Genomic DNA, 21,156 nt, shown 5'->3' with positions numbered 1-21,156 from the left:
TCTTTTCTAAAAGGTTCTATCAAAATAGAAGCGAATAGTTTGAGAAAGGAGGGGGTTAACATGGAAGTCGTTATAAAGAAGAAACGAACTAGGGGTAAGAGAATTTTTATTTGGTCTAGCAGTATCGTTCTTTTGTTAGTTATCTGTGCAGCAATTTTTTTGAACATATATACGCTTAGATCGGTGCCAAAGATAGATGGAACGATAAAACTAGAGGATTTACAACGTGCTGTTACGGTAAAGCGAGATAGTAAAGGGGTACCGCATATTAAAGCGGAAAATGCACATGATTTATATTTTTCACAAGGGTATGTACAAGCGCAAGATCGTTTGTTTCAAATGGATTTAAGTAGAAGGCAAGCTTCTGGTATGTTGAGTGAAGTTGTAGGAGAAGCAGCTGTTGATCGAGATAAGTTGTTTCGAACACTCGGTTTAAGGCGAGCAGCCGAAGCATCTGTTAGTCAATATGACGGGGAAGCGAAATATGCTCTGCAGTCATTTGCTGATGGGATAAATGCTTTTATAAGTGAGGCGAAAGAGGAAAAGAAATTGCCGGTCGAGTTTACTATATTAGGTTATGAGCCTGCTGAATGGTCAATTGTTGATACGTTAACAATTGGGAAGTATATGGCGTTTGATTTAGGCGGACATTGGCACGGACAGGCGTTTCGATATTGGGCGCTGAAAAATTTACCGAAAGAGCAAGCAAATGAGTTATTTCCTACATATCCGAAAGATGCGCCTAGATTGCTAGCTGAACTGGAAAATACAAATGTGAATGTCGCACAAAGTTTTGCAAAAACAATCATTCCGCCAGAGTTTAATGGTAGCAATAACTGGGTCATAAGCGGTGAGAAGAGTGCGTCTGGTAAGCCGATTTTAGCAGATGACCCTCATTTATCTCTTGCGACGCCTTCTATTTGGTATCAATCACAACTTGAAATGAAAGATTTGAATGTAAGTGGCGTTATTTTTGCTGGCGTACCAGGTGTTATTTTAGGACACAATGACAAAATAGCATGGGGCGTTACGAATACCGGTCCTGATGTACAAGATTTATATATTGAAAAGAGAAATCCTAATAATGAAAATGAATTTCTGTATAACGATAAGTGGGAAAAAGCTACTGTTGTGGATGAATCTATTAAAGTAAAGGGCGGGAAAACAATTCCGTATAAAGTAACGGTTACGAGGCATGGTCCAGTTATTTCAGAGTTTGCGGATAAAGGGAAAGAGAAAACGAAAACGGTATTCGCTTTGAAATGGACTGCCTTGGAGCCTTCCGCTGAATTAAAGGCTGTATTAAATATGAATAAAGCGAAAGATTGGAATGAGTTTGAAATGGCTCTTCAAGACTTCCATACCCCAACTCAAAACTTTGTATTTGCATCAAATGATGGCAAAATTGCTTATAAAGCAAATGGAAATATACCAGTGCGTAAAAAAGGTGATGGTAGTCTGCCAGTGCCTGGATGGACAGACGAATATGAATGGGAAGGGTATATCCCGTTTGATCAGCTACCAAAAGTAATCAATCCAAAACAAGGGTTTATTTCCACTGCGAATAATAAAATTGTAGATGATCATTATCCGTATCATATTAGTAATACGTGGGCACAGCCATATAGACAAATGCGTATTCAAGAGTTTTTACAAGAGAAGGAAAAGTATACCGTGAAAGATTTAGAAGAGTTACAGATGGATCAAAAGAATTTATACGGGAAAGAGTTTACTCCTATATTTTTAAAAGAGTTAAATAAAGCATCTTTAAATGAAGTAGAGAAAGAAGGCATAAAACAATTAACAAAGTGGAATTTTTACGATAGTAAAGATGAAGCGGCACCATTACTATTCCATTTGTTAATGAAAGAGATTTCAAATACGTTATTTTCAAAAGAAATACCGAAAGATATGATGGAGTTATTTGAAGGGAAGTCACAAGTTGTTGATGAATTGATGCGAAAAGAAGTAGCGGGAGAAAATACCGCTTGGTTTACGAAGTACGGGGGCTTCACGAAAGTTGTGCATACATCGTACGAGAATGTAATGAAGAAATTACAGAAGGAATATGGCCCCGATGTTGCAGAGTGGAAGTGGGGCGATTACCATCAACTTGCTTTTACACACCCAATTTCAAAATCATCTAGTATGTTAGCGCTACTTGCGTTTAATCGTGAGAAACCAGTTCCAATTGGCGGAAGTCAAGTTACCGTTCAAGCAGCGAGTTACGGCGATAACGGTATTGTCAATCATGGAGCTTCTTGGCGATTCGTCATTGATACGAATGATATGTCAAACGGTTATCATATCGTAGGACCAGGACAATCGGGACATTTTAGAAGTGATTGGTATCATGATCAAATAGATGATTGGGTAAATGGAACGTATCATACGACTACATTGAATACGGAGGGGATAGAAGGGAAGGTGTTAAATTTAGAGCCGAAGTGATAATATTTCTACTGAGGAAAACTTATAAATTAGAATATAACCCAGTCCGTAAATAATTTTAAAAGCCTACTATCAGCTAATTGGATAGTAGGCTATTGTATTTTAGAGAAAAAATTCAATGATTTTATTATTACAAAACAGTAAGTGTTTTAATATTTACTTATACGATTACGGGCCTTATTTACTCTGTTACAAAGGAAACCACACAAAGCGTTCTGTTTCTTTGTTACTCCTTTTTATACACCGCAAAATATTTTGTTATTCAATAATTCCAATTTCTAGAGCCTTTTGAACAGCCTCTTCTTTGTTACGGACTCCTAGCTTTGTATAAGCTGTGGAAGCATAATTTCTGACCGTACCATTCGATAAATATAACCTTGATGCTATGGTAGTGTATCGAAGTCCTTTTGCTACTAGCTGCAATATTTCTATCTCCCTTGTTGTTAGCTCATAAGCGGTTGCTTTTGATTGTGGTGTCTCTTTTTGCTCATCAAACTTCTCGAATATTTTGTGAGACATCCCTTGGTCAATCAGTGTCCCACCTTTGTGAATAAGTCGGATTGTATTAGCTAGTTCCAACGTTTCAATAGATTTGAGTAAAAAACCATCCGCACCGTTGCGAAATGATTCCAACGCCTGTTCGGTATCCTGAAAAGTTGTAAAAATCAATACGCGGATATGTGGCCATTGTTGCTTAATTTTTTTGGTTGCTTCGACTCCATCCATGTGCTGCATATCTAAATCCATAAGTATAACATGAGGTTGAAGGCGCCCACATAAATCGATGGCTTGATTGCCATCCTCAGCCAAACCGACTACATTTAAATCTTCATATCTATCGAGTAGTGTCCTCAAACTTTCCCGAACAAATGGCTGATCGTCTACAATTAACAAACGAATAAGTCCATCTTTTATTTCAGTTTGTCGTGGTATGGTACAAGTAACAAGCATACCTTCATCTGGCTTTGTATATACAGACAATTGACCTTGCAAATTCATTGCCCGCTCTTTCATCGCATTCATACCAAAGCCTTCCTGCCATTCTACATTTCCTTTTCCGTTATCTTGAACTTCTAACCTCGTATATTGTTGTTCAAACTGCAATGAAACTATAATTTCAGTCCCTTGACCATGACGTACTGCATTCGTAAGGGACTCTTGTAAGCAACGAATGAATGCGATTTTCGCTTGCCGAGACAATTGATATTCCTCTCCGAATGTCCTAAAACTTACATTTACCTGAGCGTGCTCCTGAAATTCGGCTCCAAGGTTTTGTAGAGATTGAATCAAGGAAGGCGATTGACACGGAGAATCCATTTGATGTAGGTAACCTCTCACGTCCTTGATACTTTTACGTCCCATTTCCAGCAGAGAATCTAGCCTCTGTATACCCATTTCAGTAGCAAGTTCGGTGCGCAACGTTTCCATTCCCATAATAATAGAAGTATAAGCGTGACCAACTGTATCATGAAGCTCATTCGACAGTCTGTTTCGTTCCTCTGCCAGTGTAATGCGTTCAATCTGAGACATATACTGCTCAAGTACTGCGTTTTGTTTACGAATTGCTTCATTTTGCTTATGATTGACGATTAATAAATGGAAGGCGAATCCCATTACATAAGCGAATCCATAATAGATGACCATAACCCAATAGCTATTACTTGGCGCAACTGCATAGAAAATTCCAGTTGTTATAAAAATTGTTGTTGGAGCTGTCCAATAATAGGACAAATGCTTACTATTTGCTGCGATAAGAAACACTGATATAAGAAAAATATTGTAAGCCTCTGGAAATAAAGAGGTTAAATATATACATAGTCCACCATAAAGCAATATTTCTGTGAATAAATAATATTTATAATTGAATAGTAAGGCTACCCATGGAACAGAGAAGGCAATAATTTCCCAAACAATAATAATCCAAAGTGGTAATGTTAAACCATCCTGAAAATTTAATGTAGCTAGAATGATAGACACACTAGCAAGTAGACGGATTCCTAACATAATCCAATCATACCAAAACCAATATTTAACCATATCAAACAAGTCATTTACCCCCTAAATAGCCTACCTTTTTACTTCCTATATTATAATTTAATCCTTTCTGCCTTATAATACTTTTTATTTTAAAACTGGGATACTACTCACAGGCTGCAAATTTCTATTGATTTAGTTGCCGAATCATACTACGTGTATAGCCTCCAATTTTCTGTGTCAAACTATCTACTATTCTAATACTTATGGAGGTAAATATTATACCCATTAACATTACAAAGAGTGACTTGGCAAAAGTATCTATCCGTATGAATATAATGTTCATTTCGATGTATCGATATAGTAGTGGTACCAACAGCAACATAAGTGGCATTACATAAAAAATGGTTGCAATAATGAGACTAATAATGCCAATCGCAAATTTCTGCATTAACCAATAGACAGCAGACCAAGTGCGACGATCTGTAAGCACTAATTTCACTTGAGCCCAATTCGATGTATCCATTGTTATACTTCTATCGTAAGATTCTGTTGAAATATCTGTATAAATTTTCGTCTGTATGCGCTCGAATTTGATAAAGGGTGTGGTAGTCTGTAGTATGCGTATAACTAGTGGAATCCCAACTACCGTAAATGAAAGGGTGAAACTGAATAGCAGAGCTATTAGATAAAAACAAAAATAAAACAATCCTGTAACGAAAGTTAGCAATAAAAAATAACCATTCTGGATGAATCTTGATTTCATAATGTTCATCGCTCCTATTTATGTAATAACCGAATTGTACTGCTTTTTTTGTCATTCTCACTAGTGTAAAAGTGTCATATGACATTTCTGAATGATGCTAAAAAGGGGAGGGTAACCTACTTATGGTTAAAAAAGATGCTTTTATTAATCCTCCACAAAACAATCCCGCTTTTGCATCTGCAAGAACGGGATTGTTTTGTACTTTTATTTAATATGAGATGGACTTGTTTTTCGAATGTGAAAAATAATATCAAATTGCTCAAGCAATGAAGTATCAAAGTATAATGAACCGTTCGGGAGGATTTGTCCCCCTATACTTAGTAATGGTCTTTTTGCTTTAACCCATTTCTCTGCTTGACCTTTAAGGTGACGGTTATCCAACAAAAACATATTATATGGTACTTTTCCAAGGGTATAATTAAAACTAGTTACATCTTGTGGAATCGTATCTGTTGTAATCTTACCTCCGGTGGAAGGGTTATATTCGCTGTATAAGGTGAAATTCCCCTCCGTAGTTGTACTGCCAATTGTGACATAATTATTGTTTAAACGTTCCTTCAAAAATTGCCCCGCAACATAAGGGTATAATTCCTCATCGATAATTCCTTTAGCTATATGAATATTGTGTCCCCATACCATCGTTTTACCACCAAATGTCTCTTGTGCCCACATTGCATGATCGGCCAAGTATTTCTCATGTAGTTTTATTATGCTTGGATAGTCGTTAGGAAGTAGCATTGTGGTAAATTTCTCTATTGCACTTGCTGTTGCTTTCACCCAGCTGTACTCGGATGGAATTATTTCTGTGTTGGCTTGCTCATTCTCATCTTTTAGTAATCGGACTACTCTCTCAGCGTTTGCTTTGAACTTCTCTTTCATTTCAGGAGCAAGTTTCATATATTCCTGTATATTTCCAGTAAAAGATGACAATTCTTTATAATTTTCTTCTACTTCTGCCAGCAAATCTGGTCGATGCACCCTTACATAATCAATTACTTTATTAAAGCTACCTTGGTCCAACGTTTTTAAGTCGAGCCCAATAAATTGGATCTTTTTTTTATTGGATGGATCAGCATTATAATCTTTCATCCACTCAATCATGGCTATAATTTCATCAGTAGGATATAACAAGTTTAAAAATTCCCTAGGGTTTCCTTTTCCTGTTTGGATATATTCATTTAGCTTTAAGCCGTTTCCCCAATCTTCTTCCATTGTGAAATTTGTAAAACCCATCTCAGTAACTAAATATTTCACAAGTCGAAACTTCATAGTGAAAATTTCAGAGCTTCCATGAGTATTCTCTCCTAATCCTACATATTGTGCACTCCCAATCATTTTCTTAAGTGGTTTTAAATCCTCAAATGATTTTGACGGCTCAATCGTTTTTAATGGGTAAGCCTGTGATTGTATGGATTTAATTATATTTTTTTGAATTGATTGACCTGAATTTTCGACTGCTGCCGTTTGAGCGTTTCCTACTTCCACACATCCTGTGACTAATAAAGCTGTACTAACCATTGCAATGATTCTTTTCTTATTCATCTCTGCCACCTCAATTGAATTATTTTTATAAGCAAGATTGATTCATGTACTTGCACGAATCGATTGCCTTAATTCAATTGTTATTTATTCCATATCATATTTTCTAGTTACATATTGTCATAAGGTTAATTAACACAGGTCATAGGCTAATCATTACACTTTTGTACTATCGGTTATGACAACTTATAAATAATAATTACATTGATGAGTCGCAAGTAAGATTAGATTATGAGTTTGGGAGGGATTTTAAAGATGAATGATCTGTATGCCAAAATGTTTTTATTCTAAGTTGTGTGTTTGGAAAGGACAAGAAGTAAATTCGATAAACAAGTGAATGAAAGGGGAAGGGCGGATTACAATGATATTACACGCAAAATCGTTCCGTAATAAAGATAAAATCCAACGTGCTAAAATAGGACTTCAACTCTTTCTGAGTATCTTAATCATTACTTCTATTATCCTAAATGTAGTAGTAATGGTTACTAAAAGTATGCCGCTTATTGTGGTATATATGTTTACCCCAGCATTTTCTTCTATTTTGACTCGCATCATACTGAAAGAAGGGTTTAAAGATGTATCTTTTAGTCTCGGTAACTTAAAGATATGGAAGGGGATTGGTCTTGCTCTGTTAATACCTATGATAATATGTGGAATTACTTATTCTATCGCCTGGTTGAGCGGAATTGCGAGGTTTCAGTATCCAGAAGGTGGTATGTTAGAACCAATCTACAACATACTGGGACTTCAGTATGTACCGGAACCATTCAGTTTCATTTATTTAGTAGTATTGAGCGGCGTTTTAGGAAGCTTGCTTAACTTAATCCCAGTTATGGGAGAAGAAATGGGTTGGCGAGGTTATATGCTCACAAGGCTAGTCGATGCAGAGTTTTCAAGGCCTATCCTTATTAGTGGATTGATTTGGGCAACGTGGCATGTTCCAATTGTTATTGCTGGTCTATATGTAGAGGGATCATCTGTCCTACTTTCAGTACTTGGCATCTATTTTTGTATTGTGCCATTTAGTTATATTATAGCTTATTTACGACTTATCACAGGTAGCGTTTGGCCTTCGGTTATCATCCATACTACTTGGAATGCCATTATTCAAGGACCTTTCGCACGTGCAAGTACAGGATATCAAACTGAGATTTGGATTGGAGAATCTGGCTTGATAACCGCTATTATTATCTTGATTACTGCAATAATTGCGTCTCGAATAGTAAATCTTACGAAATAGCACACGGATGTGTTTTAAATTCAATTAGTGAAATATAACAAGGCGAAATAAGATACGCCTAAAAATATTAGAAAAATATAGTTAACTTATGTATAAATATCATAATTAGGCATGTGTTATGTGCAAATATAATGGAGATGTAATTATGAATATTCAAAGACACGAAAGTCATACAAACAAAAAACGAATATAGATAAAATTTTTTTGATACATGTATGAGTATGAAAATTTATTTATGCAAAAACAAAGATTCACTTAGATTATCAGAAAAAGTTCAATAACTTCAATCGTAAAAAGATAAAAAAGGAGCGGAAATCCGTTCTTTTTTTATTTACCTCACTATTTTTAGAAGGTTAATATGAATAAGATGTGAATAAAGGATGAATAGCATTTTTATTGTGAAAAATCATTGGAATTTATTCTGGAATATTTGTGAAACGTTGTATAAAATAATCAAGAAAGCCAAAAATTATAGGGGGAAAGTTGTGAAGAAAAATAAGAGTTTAATAAGTTTTTTAGGAGTGTTTATTATGCTGTTTTCTTTTTGTTTTCAAGGAAATGTACAGGCAGATGTAAATACTGTTCAATCTGGAAAAATCAAATCAGGAAATGTAACGGTATGGGAAGTTGGAAATGTGGCGAAAGTGTTAGCTGATGTAGAACGCTTGAATTTAAATACAGTAAATGTACCGATTCAGGTAGATATTCCGAACGTGACTTCTACGAACATGGTAATTAATCAAGCGCAAAAGCAACAGGCTATTATTTTAATTCAAGAATTATTAAAGCGTAATATTCAAGTTATTGTGGAACCGTTCCCATATATTCAGCAAGGGAATGTTGGGGAAACGGAATGGAATCCAAGTAATATTAATGATTTCTTCTGGAATTGGAAAACGGTTATTCTACAAGATATTTTTAATTCGATTACAAGTAAATACAATGTATACGGGCTCAAGATTGCTTCTAATTTCGTAAATATGGAATATGCAGAAGGATATTGGAGCGATACAATTGATTTCGTCCGTCAGCAGTATAAAGGAAATGTTTTGTATCAAATGAATTGGTGGTTAACTGCAAGCTTTGATTCTTCGTATGAAGCGAAGTTTGTAGAGAAAATAAATCGTCCGTATTTAAAAAAGGTTGATATTGTAAGTATTGATAGTTGGTTTGAAGTTTCAGGAAAAAGAAATCCAACATACGAAGAAGTAAAGAAAAGTTTATTTGCGACGACAGTGTATAATCGTGGGCAAAATGTTGTGCAGCAATTGGAACAATTACATAAAGCAACAGGAAAACCAGTTTACTTTGGTGGATTTAACGTTCCAGCACGTGAACTTGGACTACAAAATCCGTGGAATCCAGATGTTTCTAATGTCTTTTCAAAAGACGTACAATTAAACGGATGGCGCGCTTACCGTGATGTGTTAGAACCGAAACCATATTTTAAAGGTTTTTCAATTTGGTTTATTGGTTCTAATAATAGTACGCATGCGTATCAAATACATAGTAAAGAAGCAGAGGCAGTTATTAACGGCTGGTATCGAAAATAATTTTTATAAAATAGGTAAGTTTTGAAGTTTACCACATATATTTCTAGTGAAAGGCCTTTCACCATCTTATCACCTAGGGGGCAATCATAATGAAATTTTTGTCTTACCTTACAGTAATTTTGGTGATTCTTGGCGGTTTGAATTGGTTATTTGTAGCGTTAGATTACAATGTAGTTGAGAAATGGTTTGGTTCTATGCCGGCGCTTGTGGACACTATTTATTGGCTCATTGGTCTTTCTGCTATTTATCAAATTTTTGATCGGTTCTTCACGGACAATTAGCAATTATACTTTATTACTAGAGTGTTAAGTACGATTATGTACTTAACACTTTTTTATATGTTTATAAAAAGTAGTCTGCACATGCAAGCGATTCCATTGCGTCTTACGCCGTAATAATAGAAAACAAATTGACCACGTATTATATTTTGGGTTATAATTCAGAAAGTTTAAAAAATAATAAAGATAAGAAATAGGGAGGTTATTAGGGTGATGGAAAGAGTATATAATTTTTCAGCTGGACCATCTATACTCCCTTTGCCAGTTTTAGAGAAAGTGCAAAAGGAGCTTTTAAATTATAACGGGACAGGCATGTCTATTATGGAAATGAGTCATCGATCTTCTTATTTTCAAAGTATTATTGATGAAGCGAGTAACTTACTACGTGAATTAATGAACATTCCTGATGAGTATGAAGTATTGTTTTTACAAGGCGGTGCGTCATTACAATTTTCTATGATACCGCTGAATATAATGAATACGTATAAAAAAGCAGGGTACGTACTGACTGGCTCATGGTCTAAAAAGGCATTGCAAGAAGCCGAAAAAGTAGGAGAAGTACAAGTGATTGCTTCTTCTGAAAAAGAGAAGTTTACTACAATTCCTAAACTGGATGGTTTACTAGGCGATGAAAAACTAGATTATGTACATATTACAACGAACAATACAATTGAGGGGACGAAATATGTGGACATTCCACATGTAGATAAAGTACCGCTCGTTGCGGATATGTCCTCAAATATTTTATCAGAACAATATGATGTTACGAAGTTTGGGCTTATATATGCGGGTGCGCAAAAGAATTTAGGGCCAGCGGGCTTAACAATTGCTATTATAAAAAGAGATTTAATTGGAGGAGCAGATCGCTCTTGTCCGACGATGTTAAACTATGAAACTTACAGCAAAAATAACTCCTTATATAATACACCGCCATCCTTTAGTATTTACGTAACGAAACTTGTATTAGAGTGGTTGAAAGAGCAAGGCGGCGTATCTGCGATTGAAGAACAAAATAGAATGAAATCTTCACTTCTTTACAATTTCTTAGATGAATCAAAATTGTTTACTTCACCAGTTGATTCTACGTATCGATCACTTATGAACATTCCGTTTACAACGCCATCAGAAGAGCTTAACAATCAATTTTTACAAAAAGCGAAAGAACGCGGCCTTGTTACGCTAAAAGGACATCGCTCAGTCGGTGGTATGCGCGCTAGTATTTACAATGCGATGCCAGTACACGGTGTACAGCAATTAGTAAATTATATGAAGGAATTTGAGCTTGAGAATAGATAGGGAGATGGGGATATGTTTCGTGTTCAAACGTTAAATCAAATTGCAGAAAAAGGTTTACAAGTACTTAGTGAAGAGCGCTATGAAGTAGGGGATAGAATCAATCACCCAGACGGCATTTTACTTCGCAGCTATTCTTTACATCAAGAAGAGTTTTCAAAAGACTTAAAGGCGATTGCAAGAGCTGGTGCCGGTGTAAATAATATTCCTGTCGAGCGATGTACAGAAAAAGGGATTGTAGTCTTTAATACGCCAGGGGCAAATGCTAATGCAGTAAAGGAACTTATTATTGCCAGCCTTATTATGTCTTCACGTAACATTATTAACGGCGTAAGCTGGACGAAAAATTTAGAGGGTGAAGAAGTACCGCAGCTTGTTGAAACAGGAAAAAAACAATTTGTTGGATCAGAAATTGCGGGAAAACGTCTAGGAGTTATCGGCCTTGGTGCAATTGGTGCTTTAGTTGCGAACGATGCGTTAGCTTTAGGGATGGACGTTGTCGGATACGATCCTTACATTTCAGTTGAAACAGCATGGCGACTTTCTACACATGTGCAAAGAGCATTTAGTTTAGATGAAATTTTTGCAACATGTGATTATATTACACTGCATATACCGCTTACGAATCAAACGAAGGGAATTATTGGTGAACACGCTGTAGAGAAGATGAAAAAAGGAATGCGTCTATTCAATTTCTCTAGAGGGGAACTTGTGGATGAAAAGGTTCTTCAAAAAGCGTTAGAAGAAGAGGTTATTACACATTACGTAACGGACTTCCCAAATGAAAATGTGATAAAGATGAAAAATGTAACAGCGACGCCACACCTTGGTGCATCTACATCTGAATCAGAAGAAAATTGTGCGGTCATGGCAGCGCGTCAATTACGTGAATATTTAGAGACAGGAAATATTCGTAATTCAGTCAACTATCCAAACGTAGAACTTCCGTATATCGGAAAGAAACGAATTACGATTATGCATCAAAACGTTCCGAACATGGTAGGACAAATTACAGGATGTTTAGCGGAACATCATATTAATATTGCGGATATGATAAATCGTAGTAAACATTCTTGGGCGTATACAATGATTGATATTGATAACGGAATTGATGATATAATAAAAGAGAATATAGTGGAAAATATAAGCAAAATTACAGGTGTTGTAGCCGTTCGAATGATTGTGTAAAGGAGAGAGGGAATTGGCAAAAATCCGACCGTTTCGGGCCATTCGCCCAGTAGAAGAAAAAGCAGCACAAGTTGCAGCTTTACCGTATGACGTTTTAAATAGTGAAGAGGCAAGAGAGGTTGTAAAAGGGAATCCATTTTCTTTCTTACACGTTGATAAAGCAGAAATTGATTTAGACCCGGCACTTTCACCGTACGATGATCGCGTATATGAAAAAGCGGGTGAAAATTTAAATCAATTAATACGAGAAGAAGTGTTCATTCAAGACGAAGAGCCAGCACTATACATTTATGAACTGACGATGCAAGGAAGAACGCAGTCAGGTCTGGTCGTTTCTACATCTATTGATGAGTATGAAGATGATACAATTAAAAAACATGAAAGAACGCGTCATGAAAAAGAACTAGATCGTATTCGCCACGTAGATGTGTGTGACGCAAATACAGGTCCTATCTTTTTAACGTATCGTACAAAAGAAGAAGTGAAACGTTTCGTCGCAAGCTGGAAAGAAGAACATGCGCCAATCTATACATTTACAGCAGAAGACGGCGTAGAGCATGTTGCGTGGAAAATAGCTGATGAAGAAGTAATTGCAAGTTTAGTAAACTTATTTGAAGATATTCCTAATCTTTATATTGCAGATGGACATCACCGCTCCGCATCAGCTGCTAAAGTAGGGCTTATGCGAAGAGAACAATATCCGAATTACACAGGAGAAGAAGAGTTTAATTTCTTCTTATCAGTGTTATTCCCTCACGATGAATTATCCATTTGGGATTATAACCGAGTTGTGAAAGACTTAAACGGCTTATCAGAAGAACAGTTTTTAAAACAAATCACGCAATACTTTTATGTAGAAGAAGCATCTGTTTCTCCGTATAAACCAAATGAGCCAAAAACATTTGGCATGTATGTAAACGAGAAATGGTATAAGCTCATAGTGAAAGAGGAAACGTTTGATGCGAACGACCTTGTAAAAGGTTTAGATGTATCTATCTTGCAAGACCATTTATTAAGCCAAGTACTTGAAATACATGATCCGCGATCTGATTCACGTATCGATTTTGTCGGAGGAATCCGCGGATTAGAAGAACTAGAACGCCTTGTAAATAGCGGTGAATATAAAGCGGCATTCTCGTTATATCCGACATCAATGGAAGCTTTATTAGCAATCGCGGATGCCGGGGAAGTTATGCCGCCAAAATCAACGTGGTTTGAACCGAAACTTCGCAGTGGGTTGTTTGTACATTCTTTAAAATAAATATAGACTTCATTAGTTTGAAAAACCGAAATGATTTTAGTTTCGGTTTTTCTTATTTTAAAAGAGCTTTTGAGGAGGGGTATGGATGAAATTACAAGTAGGAGAAAAAATCACCTTTGAACGAACGTTTACAAAAGAAGATGTTGTTTTATTCACGGAAGTATCCAAAGATGAAGGTGTTCATCATGTTACATCAGATGAGCAGGGGAGATTTGTTGTACAAGGACTGTTAACATCAACATTGCCTACAAAAATTGGCGGTGATTATAACGTACTAGCTCGCAAGATGGATTTTGAATTTTTACGTCCTGTTTTTAGCGGTGATACAATTCGTTGTGACGTAACCATTGAACAATTTGAACCCGATGAAAAAAATCGTACAAAAATAATTGCGATGTTTATATGTGTGAATCAAATTGAAAAAGAAGTTATGAAGGGGAGTTTTTCTGGGATTATTCTTTAATTGATAGGAAAAGTAATGAATAAGTGGGGGCCGTGCCTATCAGGCTTAGAGTTTTAATTCCCCCCATAACGAAAATTTTATGTATTATACTCTGTTCTTTTCTTAACTATTAGAAAATAATTGAATAGCTCGTCAATAAAAAGGACATTCCTAGTATTACAAGAAATGTCCTTTCCACGAAATCATAGCATATTTTGCTAAAATTCAAACTCTAAAATTAGTTTACTAGTTTGACCTGTAAACTGATAATTATAGGAACCTCTCAGACTTTCTAAGTTACCGGTAGCTTTAATAATTGTTCCTGGGGAATCTAAATTTCCTTTATCAAATATTCCTTGCTCTATAGCTGTAAATGTCCCTTGTTGTCCTTTATAAATTCCTTCAAAGTGTAAAAATCCAGAAATTTTAGCAGTAGCCAAGTGACCATCATTTATATTTGAGTCTAAATAATATAATAAGTATTCAACAAAAGCTTTTCCTTTTAATTCACCATCAATATCATATTCAACATGAGCAATATTAATAGGGAAATCTTTTCTAGTATCATCAACTAGTTTTTCATCCCATTTACTAACTGTAAATGTTACTTCCATACACGTAAATCCCCCTTTATCATTAGATAAATAATTTCCATATCGCTATCAAACTAACAAAATAAAATACTCCCTAAAATGAAAAATAGGATCAGGAAAACATAATTATTAAACTTATGCTTCTACTTATTTAAAGTTTCACGCCACTTTCCAAAATAGAGAAAGATCTATTTTCACAATCAATTTCTGCCATTGCGCCGTAAGGTAAAATAAACTTCGGTTCAGTATGGCCAAAATTTAAATTATAAAGAATCGGCAAATCTTCTAGATGATGTTCCTTCATAACCTGCAGTATTTCATGTTTATATTCTTCATAATACATTTCGTCTTTTGGCTTACCAAAAATAATTCCTTTTGCTTTTTGCAGAATGCCTTGCGCTGCATAATTTCGTAACCAATACTTTATATAACTTGGTTCTGGATGATCTTCAGAAGTTTCAAAGAAGAGAATACTATCCTCCCAATGTTTTTTCGCAGGCCAAAGCTCCGTTCCTTTTGCAAATTCAAGTACTTCTATACAACCACCAATTAAACGCCCTTGTACGGTAGTAGAGCCCTGAAGTAGTTCATATCCATTGTTTTGTTGCATCGTACGCCTTGTATCTTTATTTACCTCTATCCATTCTAAACGCTCACTTGTCCATTTAGGAGCTGGTTGAATCTCGTCGATTGTCTCATTTGAAAAGAGAGTTCGATTTACCATTTCAATTGTATATGGATCCATCTCTACATTTTCAGCAAAATCAGTTAAAATGGCTGGACCGTATAAAGAGGAAAGCCCTGCTTTATGGCAAAATAAATGTGAAATAGTAACGTCAGAGTATCCCATAAAAATTTTCGGGTTTTCACGTATCACATTAAAATTTATATAGGGAAGTAAGCGAATGCTATCTTCACCGCCAATATTTGCAATAATTGCTTTCACGCGCGTATCTTTAAATGCTGTCATTAAATCTTCCGCACGGGCCTGTGGGTTGTTATAAAGGTATTCGCTACCTTTTAAACTATTGGGCATTGGAATAACCGTAAGACCAAAAACTTCCTCTAATCTTTTTACTCCTTGTTCATAACGCCATCTTATTTCAGAATCACCTGCGCCTCCCCATGAAGGACTTACTGTTGCCACGATATCACCTGGCTGTAATCTCTTTGGTTTTATTAACATATGAATTCCGCCCCTACATAATGTAATGAACTACGATTATACAAACCGTAGCATTGAAAAAATATGATGCATGACATTAGTTTCTTCATCATCAATTCGTTTCCCTGCTGTTATGCAAGAATTTGGCAGTATTGTTGAATATAGAAATAATCGATTTATATGTAAAAATCACATTATGCAACATTGCATAAGAAAGAGGGTTGCTATTTTTTATAACCTGTAACTATAATAGTTACAGGTTGGTCGTATCCAATCAAAAATAAAATCATCATGAATGGAGATGTTTCATAATGGGTATGAAAAAATTAATTTTAGCAGGTGCTTTAGGAATCGCAGCATTATCAGGAACGAATTTACCAGGGTTAGAAGTAACAAAAGCGAGTGCTGCTTCTATTGAATCGAATTTTTCAACGTTAGGAGGACGAGTAGTAGAAGTAGATAACGGTGTAATTGTCGTAAAATCTAAGCAATACGAAGAACCTGTTAGTGTATATATGGATTCATTTTCAAATGTGAAAGTAGGAGATGAAGTAAAAGCTACTGGATCTATGATGCGTAATTTTACAGAATATATGGTTGCAAATACAGTTGAAAATACTTCAAATAAATTAGGTATGCATATGAAAGAAGACGGCTCTCCTGATTATGTGATTGGGGAAGTATCAAAAGTAGGAACGATGGTAGAGGAGGGAAACGGTTCTACTAAATATGTCGTAGTTGAGTATCCATCACTAAACGGGAAGAAAGTTATTATTGATGTTTTCTTAACGAAGGGACAAGTATTTCATACGGGTGAGACAGTAAAAATTGATATGAAGTATGTGGGCTGGGGCGGAAGTTCTATTAACTGGAACACAACGGATCATATCGAAAAAGTGTATGAAGTAAAGAGAAACGCTGAAAATAATGATGATGTTTGGATTTGGTCTTAATTAGACTCTTGTAAAAATGTATCATGCAGTACCCATCGAATGATCATATGTATGACAATTCGATGGGTACTTTTTGTTTATTTTATATTCGGGATTAAGGTATATCATTGGATCTATAATAATTTTAAAGCGGGTATACAGTTGAATTGGATAAAACTATTCAGACAAGTGTTTTAACGTACTGCTTATGCATTGATTTTATTCAAAACTGCGACTCTATTCGTCGTAAATAATAAATAATTTAGTTTTACTGTTTTGATTAAAATTCGATCTGTTGTAGCGTATGCTGTTCCAATTCGGATCACGTTTTCTTCTTCTACACCAGCATAGGTTTCATCTTCTGTAACTTCAATAATTTCACTTAATGGAATTTGAACCTTAGCTAGTTGCCATGAAATAATTAATTCTTCATCTGTTTTTTTGACATCGATACCTAGCATGTTATCAAAACCTTTCTGTATTAAAATGTCACTTTCTATTTTATTATACAGATTTAAAGATTTTAATTCTATTGTAAAATTTGATTTTTCATTCTTTTCGTAAAATATCGTACTACAAACAAAAAGGAGGGTGTCTACTAGTGCCTGCAATTTTTCTGTAATGAAGACGATCTTTTTTATTTTGTGAATTTTTGAGAATAAGGGATTTTCGATTAGAATATGATGTTTAAATCGGAGCAAGTTTGAAAAATCCAATATGGAAAGAGGTGTTTAAGGATGGAGCGAGATGAGGTTTATTTACGAGCCAAAAAAAGGGTGGAGAATTTAAAAGCTTTTTACATTCATTTAACGGTTTATATATTAGTGAACTTAATGCTTTTTATTATAAATATAATCTCTGATTCAAGTAAATTATGGTTTTTATATCCACTTGCAGGTTGGGGAATCGGTATCGTTATACACGGTTTGACAACTTTTCCAGTGGGGATATTCGGAAAAGAGTGGGAAGAACGAAAGATTAAAGAATATATGGAGAAAGATAAGTAAATTTATTACTGGAATGTAATTTGATTATTCTATTTTCAGAATAATGATGAGCATATGTTATCGTTTTGCTTCAGTATAGAAAAATGGGATAAAAGGCAGTAAGGTGTGACACTGTGGTAAAGACCTTACGGAGGATTTCCATTCATATAAATCTCTTAAAAACAAAGATGCGAAGTCTCTTCTATGACTTCGCATCTTTGTTTTTTGTTTAGAAGGATTAATACACCATTCTCGTATGCACATAAGCGAAGAAATCCTTCGCTACACCTTCAAGATGAATTCATGTACATTCTATAAATCGTTGGGATCGTTTAGAAAGTTTCCGATCTTTCAGCCATATAATCGATGATTCGGACTGATAAGGGAAATCCATTACGTCTACTATTTTTATAAATTCTTGCGAGATATGAGATACAGCACTTTTAGGCAGGATAGACGCGCCGACTCCAGTCATGATAAGCATAAGAATAAATGCCGAGTCTGGACATTCACATGCTATGTTTAATTGAATACCTCGGTGCCTGCATTCATCAATGACGAGCTGATGATAGCTGTTTTCTTTATCTTTATGTAAAAGTAAAAGGGGAATATGACTTAATTCGGTTAGAGGAATTGGAAGCTGTGAGTGATATAGTTCCCATTTAGCAGGCATGACTATTACGTATGGTTCTTTTGATAAACAAATGCTAGAAAAAACATCTTTATTAAAGGGGGAGCGTAAAATAGCAAGTTCGATATATCGATTTTCTAATTGCTCTATTAAGTAAAAAGGGCCACCTTCCCATATTTTTAAGTTCACATTTGGATAGTTTTCTTGAAAATAGCGGATTTTTTCAGAGAGAAAAGGAATGCAAGAATGAAATGCTCCAATAGATAGATTCCCCCTTAGCCCTTCACCGGTATCTTTAATTTCCGTAATGGTTTCTTCTAATTGCTGAATAATGTTTTTTGCTTTCGTATATAAAATTTTTCCTTCTTCAGTTAAATGCATATTTCGACCGTTTCTTTCAAATAAGTTTACTGATAATTCTTGTTCTAGTAGCGATAGCTGTCTACTTAGAGGTGGCTGTGCCATATGAAGCCGCTGGGCAGCACGCGTAAGCTGTTTTTCTTCAGCGATTACAGTAAAGTAACGAAGTTTTCTTATATCCATTTCAAAGTCCCTTCTATACCTTTTTTGTATACAAAAACAACCTTATAGATAGTTTTCATATAATACCCCACATGATATCATAAACAAAAAGTTTTAAAAATAGAAAATTCTAAAAATTTAAAATTTAATTCGGTAGAATCATAACTTGAAAATAGATCGTACCGTTTTAAGGGGGGATTTTTATGAAAGTTTCGTTGTTTATTACTTGTTTATCAGATATGTTTTTTCCTGAAGTAGGTAAAAGTGTCGTAGAAATTATGAAGCAATGTGGAGTGGAACTAGATTTCCCAGAAGGACAGACTTGTTGCGGACAACCAGCTTACAGTAGCGGATATCAGGAAGAAGCAAAACTAGCAGCAAAGCAAATGATAAAAGCATTTGAGCATAGTGAATATATTGTGACGCCTTCAGGTTCTTGTGCCAGCATGGTTCATCATTATTATAAAGAAATGTTTAAAGAAGATAGTGAATGGTATGAAAAAGCAGTTCATTTAGCGGATAGAACGTATGAGTTGACGGATTTTTTAATAAATGTACTTGGAAAAAGTGATTTGAAATCTAAGTTGGTTGAGAAAGCTGTTTTTCACCAATCTTGTCATATGAGCCGTGCACTTGGGATAAAAGAGGAACCACTTCAGTTATTATCGCAAGTAGAAGGTCTAGACGTAAAAGAATTACCATATTGCCAAGATTGCTGCGGGTTTGGTGGCACCTTTGCAGTGAAAATGAGCTCGATTTCTAAAACGATGGTTGATGAAAAAATAAAACATATTGAGGCGGCAGATGCAAACCTTTTAATTGGAGCAGATATGGGATGTCTTATGAATATTGGAGGAAGATTGCGCAGAAAAAATAAAAATATTCAAGTGTTACATGTAGCAGAAGTACTGGCGAAGGGGCTGAATAAATGAGTGAGGCGGGGGAACAAGTTTTTTTGAAAAGAGTAGATAAAGCGTTGCACGATCCGCAGATGAGAAGTGCGGTTCCGTTTACACAAGATAGGCTTCGGATGGGACGGGAACAAGCTACACATGAATTAGGGAATATGGAAGAATGGCGTGAGGCAGCATCTGAAATTCGGATGCATACAATTGAAAATTTAGATAGTTATTTGGAACAATTAGCTACTAATGTTCGAAAAAATGGGGGGCATGTTCATTTTGCTTTCAAAGCAGAAGATGCCGTATCGTATGTTTCTGAAATCGCAAGAAAAAAAGAAGCGAAATCAGTAATTAAGTCAAAGTCCATGGTCTCAGAAGAAATACACCTTAATAAAAAATTAGAAAAGATAGGGGTGAAAGTAGTAGAGTCTGATCTTGGAGAGTACATTATTCAATTAGCTGGAGAAGCTCCATCCCATTTAATTGCCCCAGCCATTCATAAGACAAAGGAACAAGTAGCAGAGCTTTTTTCTAAGGAAGCTGGAAGAAAGATACCGGTTGATACAAATCAACTACTACAATTTGCTAGGGAGCAATTGCGTAAAGAGTTTTTAGAAGCTGATATTGGTATTTCCGGTTGTAACTTTGCGGTAGCGGAATCTGGATCAATTGTTCTTGTAAGTAATGAGGGGAATGCTCGTCTTACTACGACATTGCCAAAAGTTCATATTGCTATTATGGGGATGGAACGCCTCGTTCCGACATGGAAAGATCTTGATGTAGTCGTTTCGATGTTAACAAGAAGTGCGACAGGCCAAAAGATTACATCTTATGTAACTGGAATTAATGGCGCACGTTTATCTGAAGATATGGATGGACCTGAAGAATTTCATTTAATTATTCTAGATAATGGTCGTTCTGATATTTTAGGAACTGCTTATGAAGAAGTATTAAAGTGTATAAGGTGTGGAGCTTGTGTAAATGTTTGTCCTGTGTATCGAAATATTGGGGGCCATGCTTATGGAAGTGTGTATAGCGGACCAATTGGGGCGGTACTAGCACCTTTATTAGAAGGATATGAGGAATTAAAAGAATTACCTTTTGCATCAAGTTTGTGCGGAGCGTGTACAGATGTTTGCCCCGTAAAAATTCCATTACATGACCTTCTCATTGAACATCGTAAAGATGTGGTGGAACAAGGGTTTATAACGAAATTTGAGCAGCTGGCCTTTAAAGGTTTCACGTTTATGGCGAGCCATCCGTTCGTTTATGAGAAAACTATTAAAATGGCACACACAGGTTTATCGATATTTGCGAAAGATGGATATATTGCGAATGGTCCCGGCCCATTAAAAGGGTGGACAGAAAGTAGAGATTTTCCAAAACCTGCGAAACAATCATTCCGTGATTGGTGGAAAAAAGAAATGAGGGATTCATAAT

19 protein-coding genes are annotated in these 21,156 nt (G+C 35.6%); 12 read left to right on the top strand and 7 right to left on the bottom strand.

Annotation, left to right across the window (positions count from 1 at the left end):
* Positions 1–60 precede the first annotated feature (60 nt).
* Positions 61–2,451 carry a penicillin acylase family protein gene (locus ATN06_RS16425; protein ID WP_060631535.1) on the top strand — a complete coding sequence of 797 codons (2,391 nt, stop codon included), beginning with the start codon at positions 61–63 and terminating at the stop codon, positions 2,449–2,451.
* Positions 2,452–2,709: 258 nt separating this feature from the next.
* On the opposite strand, the gene ATN06_RS16420 is transcribed toward ATN06_RS16425, so the two are convergent.
* The 3 genes from ATN06_RS16420 to ATN06_RS16410 all read right to left on the bottom strand — a co-directional run bounded on the left by ATN06_RS16420 (position 2,710) and on the right by ATN06_RS16410 (position 6,733).
* Entirely contained in the window at positions 2,710–4,497 is a 1,788-nt protein-coding gene (locus ATN06_RS16420) for a helix-turn-helix transcriptional regulator (protein WP_060631534.1), read from the bottom strand.
* Positions 4,498–4,612: 115 nt separating this feature from the next.
* Positions 4,613–5,191: a sensor domain-containing protein gene (locus ATN06_RS16415; RefSeq protein ID WP_060631533.1), complete on the bottom strand. Its 579-nt coding sequence runs from the start codon at positions 5,189–5,191 to the stop codon at positions 4,613–4,615.
* Positions 5,192–5,395: 204 nt separating this feature from the next.
* Positions 5,396–6,733, bottom strand: coding sequence for an erythromycin esterase family protein (locus ATN06_RS16410; protein WP_060631532.1), 1,338 nt, complete (start codon positions 6,731–6,733; stop codon positions 5,396–5,398).
* 358 nt (positions 6,734–7,091) lie between these two features.
* Here ATN06_RS16410 and ATN06_RS16405 point away from each other — a divergent pair, with 358 nt between their 5' ends.
* The 7 genes from ATN06_RS16405 to ATN06_RS16375 all read left to right on the top strand — a co-directional run bounded on the left by ATN06_RS16405 (position 7,092) and on the right by ATN06_RS16375 (position 14,006).
* On the top strand, positions 7,092–7,970 hold the full coding sequence (locus tag ATN06_RS16405) for a CPBP family intramembrane glutamic endopeptidase (protein WP_060631531.1): 879 nt from the start codon (positions 7,092–7,094) through the stop codon (positions 7,968–7,970).
* A gap of 485 nt (positions 7,971–8,455) precedes the next feature.
* On the top strand, positions 8,456–9,523 hold the full coding sequence (locus ATN06_RS16400) for a glycoside hydrolase family 113 (RefSeq protein WP_060631530.1): 1,068 nt from the start codon (positions 8,456–8,458) through the stop codon (positions 9,521–9,523).
* An 89-nt stretch (positions 9,524–9,612) separates the two neighbouring features.
* Complete coding sequence (locus ATN06_RS16395) at positions 9,613–9,804, top strand: DUF378 domain-containing protein (protein ID WP_000670803.1); 192 nt, start codon at positions 9,613–9,615, stop codon at positions 9,802–9,804.
* A gap of 210 nt (positions 9,805–10,014) precedes the next feature.
* Positions 10,015–11,097: a 3-phosphoserine/phosphohydroxythreonine transaminase gene (gene serC, locus ATN06_RS16390; protein ID WP_060631529.1), complete on the top strand. Its 1,083-nt coding sequence runs from the start codon at positions 10,015–10,017 to the stop codon at positions 11,095–11,097.
* 12 nt (positions 11,098–11,109) lie between these two features.
* Positions 11,110–12,282: a 3-phosphoglycerate dehydrogenase family protein gene (locus ATN06_RS16385; protein ID WP_060631528.1), complete on the top strand. Its 1,173-nt coding sequence runs from the start codon at positions 11,110–11,112 to the stop codon at positions 12,280–12,282.
* 13 nt (positions 12,283–12,295) lie between these two features.
* Positions 12,296–13,543 (top strand): DUF1015 domain-containing protein, encoded by a 1,248-nt coding sequence (locus tag ATN06_RS16380; protein ID WP_060631527.1) that lies wholly within the window; start codon positions 12,296–12,298, stop codon positions 13,541–13,543.
* Between the two features lie 85 nt (positions 13,544–13,628).
* Positions 13,629–14,006, top strand: a complete 378-nt coding sequence (locus tag ATN06_RS16375; RefSeq protein ID WP_060631526.1) for a hotdog family protein — start codon at positions 13,629–13,631, stop codon at positions 14,004–14,006.
* A gap of 197 nt (positions 14,007–14,203) precedes the next feature.
* Here ATN06_RS16375 and ATN06_RS16370 read toward each other — a convergent pair whose 3' ends face one another.
* Both ATN06_RS16370 and ATN06_RS16365 read right to left on the bottom strand, forming a co-directional pair.
* Complete coding sequence (locus ATN06_RS16370; RefSeq protein WP_060631525.1) at positions 14,204–14,599, bottom strand: DUF3224 domain-containing protein; 396 nt, start codon at positions 14,597–14,599, stop codon at positions 14,204–14,206.
* 130 nt (positions 14,600–14,729) lie between these two features.
* A complete protein-coding gene (locus tag ATN06_RS16365; RefSeq protein WP_060631524.1) occupies positions 14,730–15,764 on the bottom strand; it encodes a S66 family peptidase in 1,035 nt (344 codons plus the stop codon).
* 290 nt (positions 15,765–16,054) lie between these two features.
* Between ATN06_RS16365 and ATN06_RS16360 the strand changes: the two genes are divergently transcribed.
* Positions 16,055–16,696: an ATP F0F1 synthase subunit alpha gene (locus ATN06_RS16360; RefSeq protein ID WP_060631523.1), complete on the top strand. Its 642-nt coding sequence runs from the start codon at positions 16,055–16,057 to the stop codon at positions 16,694–16,696.
* A 185-nt stretch (positions 16,697–16,881) separates the two neighbouring features.
* On the opposite strand, the gene ATN06_RS16355 is transcribed toward ATN06_RS16360, so the two are convergent.
* Complete coding sequence (locus ATN06_RS16355) at positions 16,882–17,136, bottom strand: SunI/YnzG family protein (RefSeq protein ID WP_060631522.1); 255 nt, start codon at positions 17,134–17,136, stop codon at positions 16,882–16,884.
* Positions 17,137–17,412: 276 nt separating this feature from the next.
* Here ATN06_RS16355 and ATN06_RS16350 point away from each other — a divergent pair, with 276 nt between their 5' ends.
* On the top strand, positions 17,413–17,682 hold the full coding sequence (locus ATN06_RS16350) for a 2TM domain-containing protein (protein ID WP_000438997.1): 270 nt from the start codon (positions 17,413–17,415) through the stop codon (positions 17,680–17,682).
* Between the two features lie 280 nt (positions 17,683–17,962).
* Here ATN06_RS16350 and ATN06_RS16345 read toward each other — a convergent pair whose 3' ends face one another.
* The gene (locus tag ATN06_RS16345; protein ID WP_060631521.1) at positions 17,963–18,835 is read right to left on the bottom strand and encodes a LysR family transcriptional regulator; all 873 of its coding nucleotides are present in this window, start codon (positions 18,833–18,835) and stop codon (positions 17,963–17,965) included.
* A 182-nt stretch (positions 18,836–19,017) separates the two neighbouring features.
* Between ATN06_RS16345 and ATN06_RS16340 the strand changes: the two genes are divergently transcribed.
* Together ATN06_RS16340 and ATN06_RS16335 are read left to right on the top strand one after the other, a co-directional pair.
* Entirely contained in the window at positions 19,018–19,746 is a 729-nt protein-coding gene (locus tag ATN06_RS16340) for a (Fe-S)-binding protein (protein ID WP_060631520.1), read from the top strand.
* Positions 19,743–21,155, top strand: a complete 1,413-nt coding sequence (locus tag ATN06_RS16335) for a LutB/LldF family L-lactate oxidation iron-sulfur protein (RefSeq protein ID WP_060631519.1) — start codon at positions 19,743–19,745, stop codon at positions 21,153–21,155. Before ATN06_RS16340 ends, ATN06_RS16335 begins: the two co-directional genes overlap by 4 nt.
* Position 21,156 lies beyond the last annotated feature (1 nt).

Source organism: Bacillus thuringiensis (assembly GCF_001455345.1).
In the GTDB taxonomy this organism is placed as follows: Bacteria; Bacillota; Bacilli; order Bacillales; family Bacillaceae_G; genus Bacillus_A; species Bacillus_A thuringiensis_N.
Note: the sequence above shows the minus strand (reverse complement) of the source record. Positions and strands in the feature narration are given on the sequence as shown.

What these genes read in the sequence shown, in the direction of transcription:
- ATN06_RS16425 (WP_060631535.1), top strand. Translation starts at nt 61, where the DNA reads ATGGAAGTCGTTATAAAGAAGAAACGAACTAGGGGTAAGAGAATTTTT.
- ATN06_RS16415 (WP_060631533.1), bottom strand. Translation starts at nt 5,191, where the DNA reads ATGAAATCAAGATTCATCCAGAATGGTTATTTTTTATTGCTAACTTTC.
- ATN06_RS16410 (WP_060631532.1), bottom strand. Translation starts at nt 6,733, where the DNA reads ATGAATAAGAAAAGAATCATTGCAATGGTTAGTACAGCTTTATTAGTC.
- ATN06_RS16405 (WP_060631531.1), top strand. Translation starts at nt 7,092, where the DNA reads ATGATATTACACGCAAAATCGTTCCGTAATAAAGATAAAATCCAACGT.
- ATN06_RS16395 (WP_000670803.1), top strand. Translation starts at nt 9,613, where the DNA reads ATGAAATTTTTGTCTTACCTTACAGTAATTTTGGTGATTCTTGGCGGT.
- serC (WP_060631529.1), top strand. Translation starts at nt 10,015, where the DNA reads ATGGAAAGAGTATATAATTTTTCAGCTGGACCATCTATACTCCCTTTG.
- ATN06_RS16385 (WP_060631528.1), top strand. Translation starts at nt 11,110, where the DNA reads ATGTTTCGTGTTCAAACGTTAAATCAAATTGCAGAAAAAGGTTTACAA.
- ATN06_RS16375 (WP_060631526.1), top strand. Translation starts at nt 13,629, where the DNA reads ATGAAATTACAAGTAGGAGAAAAAATCACCTTTGAACGAACGTTTACA.
- ATN06_RS16370 (WP_060631525.1), bottom strand. Translation starts at nt 14,599, where the DNA reads ATGGAAGTAACATTTACAGTTAGTAAATGGGATGAAAAACTAGTTGAT.
- ATN06_RS16365 (WP_060631524.1), bottom strand. Translation starts at nt 15,764, where the DNA reads ATGTTAATAAAACCAAAGAGATTACAGCCAGGTGATATCGTGGCAACA.
- ATN06_RS16360 (WP_060631523.1), top strand. Translation starts at nt 16,055, where the DNA reads ATGGGTATGAAAAAATTAATTTTAGCAGGTGCTTTAGGAATCGCAGCA.
- ATN06_RS16355 (WP_060631522.1), bottom strand. Translation starts at nt 17,136, where the DNA reads ATGCTAGGTATCGATGTCAAAAAAACAGATGAAGAATTAATTATTTCA.
- ATN06_RS16350 (WP_000438997.1), top strand. Translation starts at nt 17,413, where the DNA reads ATGGAGCGAGATGAGGTTTATTTACGAGCCAAAAAAAGGGTGGAGAAT.
- ATN06_RS16345 (WP_060631521.1), bottom strand. Translation starts at nt 18,835, where the DNA reads ATGGATATAAGAAAACTTCGTTACTTTACTGTAATCGCTGAAGAAAAA.
- ATN06_RS16340 (WP_060631520.1), top strand. Translation starts at nt 19,018, where the DNA reads ATGAAAGTTTCGTTGTTTATTACTTGTTTATCAGATATGTTTTTTCCT.
- ATN06_RS16335 (WP_060631519.1), top strand. Translation starts at nt 19,743, where the DNA reads ATGAGTGAGGCGGGGGAACAAGTTTTTTTGAAAAGAGTAGATAAAGCG.